13 protein-coding genes are annotated in these 17,148 nt (G+C 31.0%); all 13 read left to right on the top strand.

Translation table 11 applies throughout. The annotated features are described in order from the left end of the window. Window positions 1–316: 316 nt before the first annotated feature. The 13 genes from msrB to folD all read left to right on the top strand — a co-directional run bounded on the left by msrB (window position 317) and on the right by folD (window position 17,144). A complete protein-coding gene (gene msrB / locus ACSHW5_RS08735) occupies window positions 317–796 on the top strand; it encodes a peptide-methionine (R)-S-oxide reductase MsrB (RefSeq protein WP_435675737.1) in 480 nt (159 codons plus the stop codon). A 488-nt stretch (window positions 797–1,284) separates the two neighbouring features. Next, a complete protein-coding gene (locus tag ACSHW5_RS08740; protein WP_435675738.1) occupies window positions 1,285–2,751 on the top strand; it encodes an SUMF1/EgtB/PvdO family nonheme iron enzyme in 1,467 nt (488 codons plus the stop codon). A 10-nt stretch (window positions 2,752–2,761) separates the two neighbouring features. Continuing rightward, a complete protein-coding gene (locus ACSHW5_RS08745; protein ID WP_435675739.1) occupies window positions 2,762–5,227 on the top strand; it encodes a T9SS type A sorting domain-containing protein in 2,466 nt (821 codons plus the stop codon). A gap of 683 nt (window positions 5,228–5,910) precedes the next feature. Continuing rightward, complete coding sequence (locus tag ACSHW5_RS08750; protein ID WP_435675740.1) at window positions 5,911–6,435, top strand: T9SS type A sorting domain-containing protein; 525 nt, start codon at window positions 5,911–5,913, stop codon at window positions 6,433–6,435. Window positions 6,436–6,439: 4 nt separating this feature from the next. Continuing rightward, the gene (locus ACSHW5_RS08755; RefSeq protein WP_435675741.1) at window positions 6,440–7,147 is read left to right on the top strand and encodes a hypothetical protein; all 708 of its coding nucleotides are present in this window, start codon (window positions 6,440–6,442) and stop codon (window positions 7,145–7,147) included. A 2-nt stretch (window positions 7,148–7,149) separates the two neighbouring features. Beyond that, a complete protein-coding gene (locus tag ACSHW5_RS08760; RefSeq protein WP_435675742.1) occupies window positions 7,150–8,283 on the top strand; it encodes a hypothetical protein in 1,134 nt (377 codons plus the stop codon). A 102-nt stretch (window positions 8,284–8,385) separates the two neighbouring features. Then, window positions 8,386–9,108 carry a hypothetical protein gene (locus ACSHW5_RS08765; protein WP_435675743.1) on the top strand — a complete coding sequence of 241 codons (723 nt, stop codon included), beginning with the start codon at window positions 8,386–8,388 and terminating at the stop codon, window positions 9,106–9,108. Between the two features lie 128 nt (window positions 9,109–9,236). Next, a complete protein-coding gene (locus tag ACSHW5_RS08770; protein ID WP_435675744.1) occupies window positions 9,237–10,466 on the top strand; it encodes a hypothetical protein in 1,230 nt (409 codons plus the stop codon). A gap of 9 nt (window positions 10,467–10,475) precedes the next feature. Continuing rightward, entirely contained in the window at window positions 10,476–12,515 is a 2,040-nt protein-coding gene (locus tag ACSHW5_RS08775) for a hypothetical protein (protein ID WP_435675745.1), read from the top strand. An 87-nt stretch (window positions 12,516–12,602) separates the two neighbouring features. Then, complete coding sequence (locus ACSHW5_RS08780) at window positions 12,603–13,145, top strand: DinB family protein (protein WP_435675746.1); 543 nt, start codon at window positions 12,603–12,605, stop codon at window positions 13,143–13,145. Between the two features lie 237 nt (window positions 13,146–13,382). Then, window positions 13,383–14,711 (top strand): signal recognition particle protein, encoded by a 1,329-nt coding sequence (ffh, locus tag ACSHW5_RS08785; protein ID WP_435675747.1) that lies wholly within the window; start codon window positions 13,383–13,385, stop codon window positions 14,709–14,711. Between the two features lie 127 nt (window positions 14,712–14,838). After that, complete coding sequence (locus ACSHW5_RS08790; protein ID WP_435675748.1) at window positions 14,839–16,272, top strand: hypothetical protein; 1,434 nt, start codon at window positions 14,839–14,841, stop codon at window positions 16,270–16,272. Next, the gene (gene folD / locus ACSHW5_RS08795) at window positions 16,269–17,144 is read left to right on the top strand and encodes a bifunctional methylenetetrahydrofolate dehydrogenase/methenyltetrahydrofolate cyclohydrolase FolD (protein ID WP_435675749.1); all 876 of its coding nucleotides are present in this window, start codon (window positions 16,269–16,271) and stop codon (window positions 17,142–17,144) included. The genes ACSHW5_RS08790 and folD overlap by 4 nt, the downstream gene beginning before the upstream one ends. The last annotated feature ends 4 nt before the right edge of the window (window positions 17,145–17,148 follow it).

The raw sequence follows: 17,148 nt of genomic DNA on the forward strand, positions 1-17,148 counted from the left end.
TATTGTACTTTAAAGTTGATAAAAGGGGAAAACTATGAGTAGAATATCTCACTCAAAAAACCAATATAATTATAGAAAATAATCCAGGTTAAATGTAGTATCATTACAAATATTGAGCATCTTTTTCTTGTTGATTTAACAGGAAATGTATCAGTATTAAAAAAACCATCTGGAAAAGCATGAACATTGCAATTCATTTATCTGCCATTGTAAGTTATACATTACATATACGTCAAAAATAATAGAATGCTACACTTTTAATTCTAAAAGAGAATTATATTAATAATAAGATAGTAGTTTTTTAATTACAAAATACATGAAAAAAATAGCAAGCCTCATCATTTTAATTATTTTTATAAGTTGTGCTAGTAAAGCCCAAAATTCTTCAAAAGAAGAAAACAATTATAAAATTGTTAAAACGGCAAGTGAATGGAAAAAAATCTTATCACCTCTGCAATATAATGTATTAAGAGAAGCTGGTACAGAAAGGGCTTTTACCAGTCCGCTAAATAAAAATTACAAAAAAGGAGTCTATGTTTGTGCTGCCTGTAAAACTGAATTGTACCAATCTACCTATAAATACGATTCTGGTTCTGGTTGGCCTTCTTTTGACAGAGCCATTAAAAGCAATGTTGAACTAGATATAGATTATAAAATTGGCTATGCAAGAACAGAATTAAAATGCAATACTTGTGGCGGTCATTTAGGGCATGCTTTTGATGATGGTCCGGAAGAAACAACAGGAGAACGTCATTGTATAAACGGCGCGGCTTTAGAATTTATTCCTACAAAATAAACAAAATACACTTTTTTTGATTCATGTTTCAAATTGAAATACTATTGCTTTCATAGCTTTTAGTTGCAAAAACTATAAGGCAACTTTTTAATAATGTAAAAAATTACCTTTAAAAAAATCTAAGTAACGGTTTTATTGCAAAAACAGGCACACTTTCTTCAAAGTATTTCTAAAAAAACACCTTATCCTTTGTTTTCAAGATTTATCAGAATAACTTTCTCTTTTAAATACATTACACTTCACTTTACCAACTTTTCATAAAAAAGGTGCTTTTCCCCACTGCTAATCAGTGTATTTATGCTGTACTAAAGTTTTATTTTAATACATCTTTGTTGTATCAAACATAGTTAATTTCCTTTTCTAAAAAACCAGTGATATTTAAAAAGGCCATTTATACAGTTTTTATTACCAACTATACATAATATCAATTATTTATTTAAAATATTAATTAATTTCAATGCTTTAACAACTAAAAAAATCAACCTATTATGAAAAAAACAATAACATTTTTAGCAATTATGATGATGTACTTTACTGGGTATGCTAACAATATCCGTGTTTCGAACATTTCTTTAGAAAATTTAAATGAAGCTGGCGGCTGGGTACATGTAGAATTTGATTTAGCCTGGGACAATTCTTGGCGTATAAGTGCTGGTCCTTCCAATTGGGATGCTGCATGGGTTTTTGTAAAATATCGTACGAACGGAGATAATTGGCAACATGCAACAGTGTATCAAACAAATTCGGTTGCTGCAACCGGAAGCACTCTTGAAGTGTCTAGTGATAATAAAGGTGCTTTTATTTACAGAGATGCAGATGGAGATGGAAATGTAAACTTTACCAATGTACAGTTACATTGGGACTATGGTTCTACAAACACCAGTGATGTTTTAGACGTACAAGTATATGCAATTGAAATGGTGCATGTACCCGAAGGTGCTTTTTATCTTGGGGGTACTAGTGGTACTGAAAAAAATAAATTTCATGGTGGTGGCTCCACATCTATATCTTATAACGTTACTAGTGAAAACGCTATTTCTATTGCTAATACAGTAAGTAATTTATATTACACTTCAGATACTGCGTCTGCTGGAGACCATAGTGGTTCTTTAGCAGCTAACTACCCTAAAGGGTTTGGCGCTTTTTATTGTATGAAATATGAAACATCTGAAGCACAATGGTTGGCTTTTTTCAATTCGTTAACAGAGCAGCAAAAAGGGTATCATGATATTACAGATGCAGACCACAAAAATAGCGATACTACTGTATTTAGAAATACCATTGCTTGGACAGGTGGTACTGCGGATGCTACTACAACTTCACCAGATAGAGCTATTGCTTATTTACACGCGAGTGACATAAATGCTTATATGGATTGGGCTGCCATGCGTCCGATGACAGAACTAGAGTATGAAAAAGCTGCTAGAGGTCCAGGAACACCTAAAGCAGGAGAATTTGCTTGGGGAAATGCTAATATCAACAATATCGATTATACCATTTCAAACTCTGGATTTTCTACTGAAACGGTTAGCAACATGGCAATAAGTACCGGAAATGCTCTGTACTTTGATACCAGTAACCTTTTTGGTGGCCCTGGTAGATGTGGCATTTTTGCATCTAGTGCTTCAAATAAAACTAGAGAAGAAACTGGCGGTAGTTATTATGGAATTATGGAATTATCTGGTAATGTATATGAAACGTGTGTAACTGTGGGTACCTCTACAGGTAGGGCTTATTCAGGGCTTCATGGTAATGGCATTATTAGTACAATAACTGGAAATGGAACCACTTCTAGTTGGCCAAATAATACTACTGGAGATGGTTACTGTTACCGTGGGGGTGCTTTTGTAAATGCAGCTGATTTTCTAAGAATATCCGATAGATTTGATGGTGCTACCATATTATCAGATGGAAGTTCTAGAATAGGGTTTAGAGCCGTAAGAACAGCACCTTAAAATGATGAGGATGAAAAAAAAGATATTCATAGGACTGTTTTTGTTGTTTCTCATCCAAATAACACATGCCCAACAATTTAATGGCGGCAATGGAGATGGTCATGATATAGAAGACGTCATAAATACTACTTTAGTAAACACTAATTTAATGGTGTTGTTTAGAGGTGGTAATGGAGACGGACATGATGTTCATAACTACTTTAACACAACACTGTCAAGTTTAAATCTTACAGTATTGTATAAAGGTGGCAATGGAGATGGACATGATATAGAAAACATCTTAAATACAACCCTGTTAAATACTAATATAATGGTATTGTTTAAAGGTGGTAACGGAGATGGACATGATATTGCAAGTCTTACCAACACAAATTTAGGAAATTTAGATTTCTCTGTGTTATTTAAAGGAGGCAATGGAGATGGTCATGACATAGAAAGTATTTTAAATACAACCCTGTTAAATACTAATATTATGGTATTGTATAAAGGTGGTAATGGAGATGGTCATGATATTGCAAGTCTTACCAACACAAACTTGGGGAATTACGATTTCTCTGTGCTGTTTAAAGGCAGCAATGGAGATGGTCATGACATAGAAAGTATTTTAAATACAACTCTTTTAAATACTAATTTAATGGTATTATTTAAAGGTGGTAACGGAGACGGACATGATATTGCAAGTCTTACAAACACAAATTTAGGGAATTACGATTTCTCTGTATTGTTTAAAGGTAGTAATGGAGATGGACATGACTTAGAAAGTATTTTAAATACAACCCTTTTAAATACCAATTTAATGGTATTATTTAAAGGTGGTAATGGAGACGGGCATGACTTAGAAACTCTTTTGAATACAAGATTACAGGATATTCTTGTGGTTTTTAATTGGACCGGATCAACAAGCACAAATTGGGCAACTTCAAGTAATTGGAGTACTTCTGCAGTGCCAATTGCTACAAATGATGTTATTATTCCTAATGTTACTAACCAACCTACTATAGAGTCAGGAACTACCGCTTTTGTTAATAATTTAACAGTAGATGCGGCTTCTTCTCTACAAATACAAGGTGGCGGTGCTTTAACCGTAATGGGAGATTTAACACAAAACGGAGTATTTGGTATAGAATCTGATGCAACATCAAATGGATCTTTTATTTTAGAAGGTTTTCAATTAGGAACAGAAAAAGTCGTTTATGATAGATATGTTTCTACCTCTTCAACTGGTGATGAAGGTTGGTATTTAATTTCCGCTCCTGTTGATGGTAAAAATATAGATGATTTTTATGATGAAGTAGCTACAAATGGTACTAAAAGAGGTATTGGTAGATATAAAAATACAAATCCTTTAAATACAAGATGGTCTTATTATACCACTGACATTTTAAACCCTGGTTCTTTTGTGCCAGGTGAGGGTTATGCTATTAAAAAAACAACAGCTGGTACCTTTAGTTTTGATGGTTATGTAAATCCGTATTCAATTCCATTTTCAGTTTATGATACCGGAGACCAATATAATGCCATTGGTAATCCTTATACTTCCTATTTTAATAGTGGTACTTTTTTAGACAATGTTAGTGTAGGGCTATTAACAGAAAATACCATTTTCTTATGGGATTCATCTGGAAACGGAGGAGCAGGAGAATATATCTCTAAAAACCAAATAACAGATTATCTAGTGGCGCCAGGACAAGGTTTTTTTGTAAAAGTTGCCGCAAGCGGAACAGTTGAACTTGCAAAAAGTTTTCAAACCCATGGTGGTGGAGATACTTTTTTAAGAGATGCAAACAAACCTAAAATTTCCTTATTAATGAAGGATGGAACGCACCAAAAATATACAGAAATCTATTATATTGATGGTAAAACAACAGGTTTTGATAATGGTTTTGATAGTTCTATGTTTGATGGGGTTGAAACAGATTTTGCCGTATTTACTCAATTAGTGACTAATAATCAGGGTAAAAACTTAGCCATACAATCGTTGCCAAAAAACAACTATGAAACCATGGTAATTCCGGTGGGGGTTAAAGCTGTTTCTGGAAAAGAAATTAACTTTTCTACAGACCTTTTAGACTTCCCATCCTACTTAAAAGTATTTTTGGAAGATAGAAACACCAATACGTTTACACGAATTGATGAAGAAAATAGTTTTTACAAAATTACCTTATCAGAAACTTTAAACGGTATAGGAAGGTTTTATCTTCATGTAACAGAAAGTGCATTAAACACGGAAACAAATGAAGATGCTTTGAATATAAGTGTCTATACTCCTGATAATGCTACGTTAAAAATAACTGGTTTGCCTCAAGGAGATACAGGTTTAAAATTATACAATCTTCTTGGTAAGCAACTTATGAATATCTCTTTTAAAACTACAGGTGTAGAAACTATTGCTCTACCCTATTTAGCCAAAGGAGTTTACCTTGTAACGCTTACAACTGATAAAGGAAAAATGACCAAAAAAATATTTTTAGATTAAATAAAATATCACTTTAAAGAATATATAAACCACTATAGACTAAAATACTATAGTGGTTTATGTGTTTCTATACTGAACACAACCATACAATTGCATGTCAATATTTTTATCAACATAAATAAAAAAAGATTTTAGTTTTCATATTTCTCTAAAACACTAAATGTTAGATTTGACGACCAATGATACACTCTTTCTATCCATCTATACAAATCTTAAAGAAAATATTAGAAAAAATATATAAATTGAAGTTTGATAAATTAATTTTAGAAAAAAGTAAACCCATATAAAAATTGAGTACCAAGAAATAAATTACTACTACTTTTATTGATAAAGAATACCATTAAGTTACTACTTTCTGGTATTCTTTTTTTTAAAAAAATGATTAAAATAAGTTTAAAATTAAACATCTAAATAGAAACTTTAGTCTAAATTATTATTTTCAATTAAAAAAAATATTTCACCTAAACCACTTTTTACTAACACATTACAGTCTTCAATTATAAAACTATACACTTTATTATTGAAAAATTATTTTATCTAACATTGTCCTTAAATTTAATGTTAAAAAAATAAAAATTATAAATTTTTATGATAAATTTGTACCTGCATAAAATTTATGTGACTTTAACCTAAATAATGTGTCTAAAATTTATAATAAATAGTTAATATACCCTTATTTTAAATTGAAGTATTCTTTTATCATATTGTTATTTTTAAATTGTTTTATTGCGTTTGCACAGCAAGCTGCGATAAAAAAACCTACGCTGTTAAAATCTACATTAACTTCTGTAGGTTCCGCTACGGTTTATACCAATAACAACAAATACAGTGTACTACAAAGTGTTGGCCAGTCTGGCATTATAGGCAAAAAGGAATTAAAATCTATAACTGTACAACAAGGTTTTTTAACTAATGTTATTTATTTTAAAATTAACAACACCATAGAGGACTCTTTTAAAGAAACCTTAGACTTTGTAATATCTCCAAACCCGTTTATAGATCATATAAAAATTGACTTTTCTAAACGGACAATACATGATGTTTACATTAAAATTTATGATATAAATGGTAAAATTCATTCTTATGAAAAATACCAACCAACGGATAAAATTATAATTCCAATGACCAAATATAGTATTGGAAATTACCTAATACAGATTAGAAGTGGAGAAATTATATCAACAAAAAACATATTGAAAACAGAATAAAGGAATGTTTAACATAAGAGCCACATATAGTTTTTTATTATTTCTGATAATGCTAGTTTCTGCAGTAAACGCACAACAAGTATATGTAGAAACAGGCTTAGGCTCTGCTTTTTTTGAAGACTATGTTAATAACAAAGGAGCAAATACTTTAGACGAAAGTTATACACAACCAAATACTCCTTTTTTTGAAGCAGGTTTTAAATTTGATCTTTATAAAAAAAGAATAAAATTAGATGTTGGCACAGGTTATAACACCTATAAAATAAACACTGCTTTTTCATCAGGAAATATAAAAATTCCTACTTCGTATGACTTGTCATACGTTGCATTAAAATTAGGAATAAACCTGTCTCTTATTAAATGGAAAAAACTACAATTACAAGTACATTCTCATATATCTCATGACTGGTTAACAGCAGGTACTAATAGGTATAATAATGTAGTTTTTGACCTTTACAAAGAAAGAACCTTAGATAGAACTTTGCTACGCTTTCACAGAGGGTTAAGTATAGAATATAGCATTTCTAAAAGAATTTCTACCTATTTAAATTACAATATAGGCAATAGCTTGCAAGAAAAAAATGAAGATAGCCAAGATGGAGAAAGCTATTCTTTTAAAACAAAATCTTTATCCGTTGGATTGCTTTTTAATATTTCAAAAAAATATAAAGCAAAAAAAAGATTCCATAGAAAAAGAAAAATTAAAAAATAATTATGAGGTTTATACATAAAATACTGCTCTTTTTATTTTTATCAACAAGTACAATAGTACTTGGGCAAACGCCTGGATTTAATTATCAAGCGTTAATTTTAAATACGGAAGAAATTCAGATTCCTGGTACAGACATATCTGAAAACAAAGTTCCTTTAGGTTTAGAAGACATTACGTTGCGTTTTACCATAACAAATGAAGCAGGTATAGAATATATAGAAGAGCATACAATTACCACAGATGAAAACGGAATGGTGTCTGTAATTGTAGGAGAAGGAACACCAATTACCTATACTTTTGGTGATATTATTTGGGATGGAAAATTAAAATACTTAAATGTAGAACTCAATATTCTTAGTAATAATGAAGGCTTCGTTTTCTTAGATACTCAAAAAATATTATACATTCCTCATCCAGCAAGTGGTGGAAATGGCAAAGTAAGAATTGTTACATCTTTAGGAAGTTTAACACCGCCTTATGTAATAGGTGATTTAGTTTGGCTCACAGATTACGGACCAAACGGAAACCCAACTTTAATGATTTGGGATGGTACAAATTGGGTACCCGTAAATGATGATTATGACCCAACCAATGAATTAGGCCTTATAGTTGTTGCAGACAATGCTGTTAGAGATTCTCAATTTACAAACCCTAATATAGGAGATCAAGTTTGGAATCAAGCTTGCGGTTGTATAGAAGTATACGATGGTAACAATTGGGTTTCTATTACTAGTGAAGCCTTAAACGGACTTCATAAAGATGGTAATACCATAAAACTAGGAGGTAATTTAATTGAACCAACAGAAATCGTAACAAGTGCTACAAATACTTTGGCTATAAAAAACCTTGAAGAAAGTAATGCTTCTGATGATAAAATAGTAGTGGTAGAAAAAAACACCGGTATTTTAAGAACAAAAACGTTAACCTCTTCTCAACAAAAACAGATTGTTATTATTGCTACGGATGGTCAAATAGAATTCTCAACACCTTTAACAATTACCAATACAGATAGAATAGATGTGTATAGAAATGGTGTTCGTATAGAGTTTACAGCAATTAATAACACAACCATAAGATTAGAACCTGAAGCACAATGCTACCAAGACGATAAAATTAGAATAGTACAATTATATTAAAATTAAAAAACCCTAACCTTAAAACGATATGAAAAAAAATTAAACAATAATGAATTAAAATAGTAAAATTAAAAACAATTAATAAATTTAAAAATGAAAACAATGAAAACAAATTATTTAAAACTAGGCGTATTATGCCTTATGATGATGGTAGGTGCAGCCGTAAATGCGCAGCAAGATACAGGAGATGTTACAAAAAAAGCAGCTACTACTTTAGGAGAGGTGGAGGTTGATGGAACTGCAGGTTCTGTTAGAGTTATTGATAACAAAGGTACAATAAAGTACTTACAAGTAAAAAATGGATTAACTCAAGTAACAAATACTGCTACTACTGGTGCTGGTATTACAACTACCTGGCAATTAGGAGGTACATTAACAGATGATACATATATTGATGCATCAGGTAAATTATTTGCTTTAGACGGTATTGCTTTTACAGCTGTTACTGCTTCAACAAATGCAGTTGATAAGGAAATTGCTAAAGGGAATGCTACACCAGGAACTGGTTGGACATTATTAGTAAGAAATGAAGCAACAGGTGCTACAGAAAAATTATTATTTAGTGATTTAGTAAAAGGAGGTGTACACAATGCAATGGCAACTACAGCTACAGATTATGTTTTTAGTGGCGATTCAACTGTACCTAATGATATTACTAAAATTTGGGTATACAGAAACGGAGCGAAATTATTAAATGGTGTAGATTATACTATTGGGGGTACTGTTGGTGCTGTTGATGTTACTGTAAAAAATGCAAGTGGAGCAGATCCTGAAGACTATGCATTTATAACAGGAGATAGATTAGAAATTCAATGGGTTCAATAATTTACTAAAGTAAATTATAGTTTTCACTATATATTTTATAAAGAGTTGGTTTATAAACAACCAACTCTTTTATCCAAATTAGGAATAAAAACGTCCAACTTTTATTTACAGCAACAATTTAATAGCAAATGTTTTCGAAAGAAATCCTAAAATTTTTATTATTTACTTTTAGTGCAATTTTTGTACAAATATCTTATGCCCAAGAAATTAGAGTCATAGATAATAAAGGAACCCTAAAAACTGCAATTAACAATAGTGTAACGTCTTCGGCTATTGCGCCAACAACACCACTTGAAGGAGATATATGGTACGATACAAGCACCTCACCCACCTTAATTAAAGTTTATAATGATGGTAATTGGGTTAACCTATCTCATACAGGTACAACAGGTTCTGTCTTTTTTGCAGATACAAACGGTAGTCCTACAGAAAATAACTCTCAGTTATTTTACGATAAAGCAAATACAAGACTTTTTGTTGGTCCTAGATCTACAAATGACATTAATAACGAATTAAATGTTGGTGGCTCTACAAGAACAAGTGGCTTAAATAACTCTAACGGTACAGCAGGTACACCTTCTTACAGATTTACTAGTGATAAAAACACAGGTATGTTTAGCCCTACATCTTCGCCTGCATCGGCAGGAGATTTATTAGCATTTACCACCGGTGGCACCGAGGCATTAAGAATAGATGACACTCAACAAGTAAATATTTATAAAAATTTAAGTGTAGTTGGAAGTTATATAGATAGTGGCGGAGATTCCGGAATAGCAGGACAAGTATTATCTTCAACCGCAACAGGAACAAAATGGGATGCTGTGAACACATTACAAGATGCAGATGGAGACACTTCTATAAATGTAGAAAAAAATACGGATGAAGATATAATTCGTTTTAATACAAATGGCACAGAAAGAATACAAATTAATAACAACGGTAATGTAAGCATTGGTAATACTTCACCCAATTCAGAAGCTATTTTAGACTTAACAAATACTCAAAAAATGGCACTGCTTTTATCAACAGAAACAACACCTACAGAAATAGCAACACCTACAGACGGTATGTTACTATACGCTTCTAATAACAAAAACGCCTATTTACGAGGCGATGATGCTTGGAAACCTATTGCATTTAATTCCGTTACAAATGAACTTATTTTTGATGGTGATGACGATGGAATTGCCACAAACGATAATTACAGATATGTATCACTGGTTGTAAATAACAAATGGAAAGTGATTAGATACGACAAAACAGACGTAAATGTAGAAGACATTGCAACCATTGATAATAATCCAGGTCAAACAACACAACCACTTACATTAGCAGACTGTACTGCGCTTATATTTTAAGTATTTAAAATGAGAACTATAATCAAAATATTAATTTCAGTAATAGTAGTTTTTTTTAGTGTATTTACCAATGCACAATTTAATGCAGGTGGTACATTTACAGGAACAGCAACAGACTTATCTAGTATATCTAATGTTACAGCTAACACCACAATTTCTTTAACAGGAGATGCTATTGTAAACTATCATAACCAGGCAAATGGCGCATTAACAATAAATGGAGATTTAACCTTTAATTCAGATTTTGAAAAAATTTTAGGAGGTAACGGAACATCGCTACCATTTGTTACTGTAAACGGAAACCTAACAATTACAGGAAGTGGAGAGGCTATAACCAATACAAAAGAAGGTTCAAATTTTGGCACAGACGTTACACTTGCAGTAGCAAATTCTGCATCTTTTACAGCTAGCAGTTGCATAATACCAACAGCTAGTGGTATTGATTTGAATAATAACGGAACTGGTAGAATAGAACTAAACAAAACTATTTTCAAAAAAATAACTACCGATCCAACACAAATTGTTAGGTTCGATTTTATTGATACTCCTGATACTTATATTGATGTTGTTCTTGATGGTATTGGTGGGTTAATTACAGGACTTGGAAATTTCGTAGGTTTAGAATTTAAAAACGGAGGATCTATTGATAGTAATCACAATTTAGAAAGCGCTGGACAATCCATTTATGGAATAGGAAATAAAAATGCAGATCTTAGCAACTTACAATTTGCTGGTAACATTGGCTCTTATTCTTTAAAGCTACGTAACAATAACACCATGACAATTAATGGTTTTGATTTGCCTTTAGACCAAATAGGAATAACAGGAAGATTGGGTTTAGGTAATCCAAATCAAGGCGCAGTATTTTTTGAGCGTGATGTATCATTTAAAATTAAAGATGCAAATGGTAATGTAGAAAGTGCAATTATTCAGATAACAGATAATCGTGGTACAGGAGATACTTTTACAACTCCAGTTACGTATAATTTTACAACAATTGCAGATGGTACATCAAATACTGAAACGATACTACTCGGTTTATCAAACGGATTAAATGCTAATAATCAAGCACAGTACGAAAATTTTGAAAGTTATGGAGATGACGACGATATGGATGTAAAAATGACAGCAAACATAATTAGTTACAAACATTTAATTTCTTCTACAACTGTTGATATGGTAGGTTTAGACGAACTAATTTTTACACCGGCACCTTTAGGAGAAGATTCCTCTATAACCGAAGTAGATAAAACAATAGTAGATGCATATACTACACAAGAAACTACTGCTAAAGCGTATGACCATTTAAAAGCTATTTTAGTGAACAATTACTCAGGTGAAACAGCAACAACAGTAACAAGAAATAACAATATTTTAAATGCAAGAAACTTAAACGTTGTTATAGATGGTTCTGGCACTGGAGCGCCTACAGTTTCAGCTACAACCATTACACTAAATGCACCCGTTTTTACGGGTAATATTATAACTACAGGAACCGTTTCATCAATTAATGGAGCTACAATTTATGGTGGTTATATAGACAATGTTGGTACACATAAATTTGTAGATCTAAAATGGAATCAAATTAGCACAAATGATGTTTCTATTGTTAATAAAGATGATCAGTCTGTAATTTCTGGGCCAACTACTTCTGCTAACTCTTTTCAAGGTCATTTTCTAGTGCCAGACCCTGCACCAACAAATGGAATAGAAATACAAATTGATGCGCTATCTAACGGTCCTAATCTTTACAAAGCTGCAATAAACGATGAAGATTTAGATTTTGTGAGATTAGATATTGATTTAATAGATTTAGGCACAGAGTTTAATCAATTAGAAATGTTGAATATTTTAGAAAGGTTATTGGCTAAAGTAGAAGGCATAAATAATTCTATGAATAACACAACTACGCCTACTATTACCATAAATGAAACCATAACAAATACCGCAGATGATGGTACATTACAAAACCAGGAAACCATTTTAATGGTTTTAAAAAGGTTATTAAATAAAGTAACTGCTACCAGAGAAGCATTAAAAGATGAATAAAAAAAGTACCAATAAATTTTCTTCCTTTTTAATTAGTTTCTGAATTCGATGTTTTTTTTGTAAATTTCTGCATACATTTTCCTACTTATGAAAAAAGAAGCAATTGCAGAATTATTAGAAGAAAAACACCAACAATTATTTAGCTGGTTAACAAATCAATCTGATGATATTTGGGAACTTGGTCCTGATGGTAAATGGACAACCGGTCAACAAATACAACATTTAGTAAACAGTTTACAAATGCTAAATAATGCCTTAAGTTACCCTCGGTTTTTTTTGAAATATAAATTTGGTACTTGCAATAGAGAAACCAGAAATTATGAAACAATTGTAAAAAAGTATCAAGAAAAACTGATTGAGAACAAAGACAAGGTCAGTGAATTTAATCAAAAATTATATAAACCAACCATCAAAGAAAAAGCACGTTTGTTAACAAAATTGCAAATTCAAAGTAAAAAACTACAATACAAAACTTTAAAAGTTAGCGATATTAACTTAGATACCTTGGTAATTCCTCATCCTTTAATGGGTAAAATGACCATTAGAGAAATAATTATGTGGACTGCACACCACACAGAACATCATACAAAAATCTTAAAAAACAACTATTCCGAAGAAACATTTTGTTAACCTTTTTATAGAAATAAACGTCAATATATACTTCATTCTTAATAGAAAACTGTGAATTTTAATTTGATATTATTACTCTAAATAAACTAAAATTGCTGTTTTTTCATTCTACATTTTCCTTACATTGATATTAAATCAATGAATAAACATCTTTAACTACATATTTTCTAATTCTGAATCAATAAAAAACTATTCTAATTCTTATCTTTGTGTTTCCAAAAAAAAGAACACACAATTATGTTTAGTAATTTAAGCGATAAATTAGACAAAGCCCTACATACTTTAAAAGGTCATGGTAAAATTACAGAAGTTAACGTTGCAGAAACTTTAAAAGAAGTTAGAAGAGCGTTACTAGATGCCGATGTTAACTTTAAAATAGCCAAAGAGTTCACCAAAAAAGTACAAACCAAAGCCATTGGTCAAGACGTATTAACTACGTTAAACCCAGGGCAATTAATGGTAAAGTTAGTTAAAGATGAACTAACTGAATTAATGGGAGGCGAAACTGTAGGTGTAAATTTAGGTGGTTCGCCAACGGTAATTTTAATGTCTGGTTTGCAAGGTTCTGGTAAAACTACTTTTTCAGGAAAACTAGCAAACTTCTTAAAAAATAAAAAATCTAAACAGGTTTTATTAGTTGGTTGTGATGTATATAGACCTGCTGCAATTAATCAATTACAAGTAGTTGGTGAGCAAATTGGTGTTGAAGTTTATGCAGAAGTTGGTAACAATAATCCTGTAGAAATTTCGCAAAATGCCATAAAACATGCAAAAGCAACTGGTAAAAATGTAGTTATCATAGATACCGCTGGTCGTTTGGCTGTAGATGAAGAAATGATGACGGAAATTTCTAACATTCATAAAACTGTAAATCCGCAAGAAACATTGTTTGTGGTAGATTCTATGACGGGGCAAGATGCAGTAAATACCGCAAAAGCTTTTAATGAAATTTTAAATTTTGATGGTGTTGTACTTACTAAATTAGATGGAGATACACGTGGTGGAGCAGCATTATCTATAAAATCTGTAGTTGATAAACCCATAAAATTTATTGGAACTGGAGAAAAAATGGACGCTATAGATATCTTTCACCCAGATAGAATGGCAGACAGAATTTTGGGAATGGGAGATGTTATCTCTTTAGTAGAAAGAGCCCAAGACCAATATGATGAAGAAGAAGCTAGAAAATTACAAAAGAAAATTGCTAAAAATCAGTTTGGTTTTGATGATTTTTTAACTCAAATTCAGCAAATAAAAAAGATGGGAAGCATGAAAGATTTAATGGGCATGATTCCTGGCGCTGGTAAAGCCATGAAAGATGTTGACATTGATGATGATGCTTTTAAAGGCATTGAAGCTATTATACATTCTATGACTCCTTTAGAAAGAACGACACCAACTAGCATAAATGCTAGTAGAAAAAAGAGAATTGCTAAAGGTTCTGGAACTTCTATACAAGAAGTAAATCAACTTATGAAACAATTTAATCAAATGAGTAAAATGATGAAAATGATGCAAGGTGGCGGTGGTAAAAAAATGATGCAAATGATGCAAGGAATGAAGTAATTAGTATTTTTAAATTGATAATAAGAGTTACCAAAAAAAATATTAAATTTCAAATAATAAATAGTATTTCAAAAGCATTTTATATCTCACTTAGAGTTAAAATGCTTTTTTATTTTTCATATTGATAATGATACGTACATTTTTAGAATCTTTTTTAGCTTCTGAAAAAAAGAAAAATCTCTTTTTTGTATTTCTTGGTGTAGTTATTTTACTAGTTTCTAAAAATTATGGCATGTTTGATGATGACATTCTTTTTGGAACTAGAATGGGTAATCAATTGTACGATAATTCCATATTTAATTGGACAATGCCAGATAGTTTTGATCCTGGTCACCCTCCTTTTTTAGGATTTGTTTTGGCTGTTTTTTGGAAACTATTCGGACATTATTTATGGGTTTCTCATTTGGCAATGTTGCCATTTACAATTGGTTTTTTCTACCAATTACACAAATTTATAGGTTATTTTATAAAAGACAAGGTATTACAATTTCTAGCATTTCTATTAATTATTATAGACCCAACACTATCTACTTGTTTCGTTTTAGTGAATATGGAAATTATTTCACTATTTTTCTTTTTTTTAGTTATTAATGCACTATTTTTTAATAAAACTTCACTAAAATTTATTGGCTTATTCTTTTTAAGTATTGTCTCGTATAGAAGTATGATGCTTTTTGCGGGTATTTTTTTGTTTGATATTCTCAATAGATTTTTATTTAAAAAGGAAAAATTGAAAAGCATTATTACATTCAAATTTTTGTTTTTTTATGCTGTTACAAGTTTACCTGCTTTTCTGTTTGTAGGTTGGCGTTTGTTCACAAAAGGATGGCTGCAAACGCACCCAGAATCTCCTTGGACCAGTTTATGGCATTTTGCAGATTTTAATTATTTTATCAGAAATTTAATAGTTTTAGTGTGGAGATACTTAGATTTTGGTAGAATTTTTATCATGCTATTTATTGTTATAAGCTTTTTTGTTTTCGGAAAAAAAATAGTACAATCTAAAAAGAATAAACAACTAATTTTATTATCAATAAGTGCAGTAATTTTTATTATACTAACTATTATAAGTGTTACTAATTCCGTTGGCATTAGATATTTTATAGTTTCGTATATTTGTTTTAATTTATTTGCATTTTTAATTTTAAACGAGTTTTACACATCAAAAAAAGTAATATACACATTGCTTTTTATAGGGTTAGTTTCTGGAAATCTTTGGATATATCCTAAAACTTTATCTCAAGGTTGGCGGGCTACTTTAGGACATGTACCCTATCACTCTTTACGCTTAAAAGCAATTGATTATCTGAATTCTGAAAAAATTAATGTAGAAAATGTAGGTAGTTTTTTTCCAAATTATACTACTTTAGACCTCATTGATTTTAGCGGAGATCAAAGATCTTTTGCAGAATTTAATGGAAAGAACAATTATGTTTTTTACGCCTCTGTGTATAATTTAACAGATGAAGAACTAAATATCTTAGAAAATAAGTATACTATATTAAAACAATTCAATAATTTTAACATTACAATTATTATCTATATCATAAAGAAAACATGATTTTATTAGACGGAAAAAAAACATCTGCAGACATTAAAGAAGAAATAGCTTCGCAAGTTCAAGAATTAAAAGAAAAAGGTATAAAAACACCACATTTGGCCGCTATTATAGTAGGTAATGACGGTGCAAGTATTACCTATGTAAATGCAAAAGTGAAAGCGTGTGAGCGTGTTGGTTTTGAATCTACTTTATTACGACTGCCAGAAACCATAACGGAAAAAGAATTGCTTAATGAGATTGCCATATTAAATATTGATAATGATATAGATGGTTTTATTGTTCAATTACCTTTGCCAAAGCATATTGATGAGCAAAAAGTATTAATGGCTGTAGATCCTGATAAAGATGTAGATGGTTTTCATCCAACCAATGTTGGTAAAATGGCATTAAACTTACCCACTTTTATTTCTGCAACTCCTTTCGGAATTTTAGAATTATTAGAGAGATATAATGTAGAAACTTCTGGGAAACACGTTGTTGTTTTAGGTAGAAGTCATATTGTTGGTAGCCCAATGAGTATTTTATTATCACAAAAAAGAAAGGTGGGAAATGCTACAGTAACTATGTGTCATAGTAGAACTAAAAACCTTAAAGAACTTACTTTACAAGCAGATATTATAGTGGCTGCTATTGGTATTCCTGAATTTTTAAAAGCAGATATGGTAAAAGACAATGTTACCGTTATTGATGTGGGAATTACTAGATTGGCAGACCCTTCTAGAAAAAATGGATTTAGATTGGTGGGTGATGTTGCTTTTAATGAAGTTTCACAAAAAGCAGCTTTTATAACACCAGTTCCTGGTGGCGTTGGTCCTATGACAATTGCCATGTTATTAAAAAACACTTTATTGGCTTGCGAAAGAAAAAAATAACTGA

It is taken from the genome of Polaribacter sp., assembly GCF_051251875.1.
Classification (GTDB): Bacteria; Bacteroidota; Bacteroidia; order Flavobacteriales; family Flavobacteriaceae; genus Polaribacter.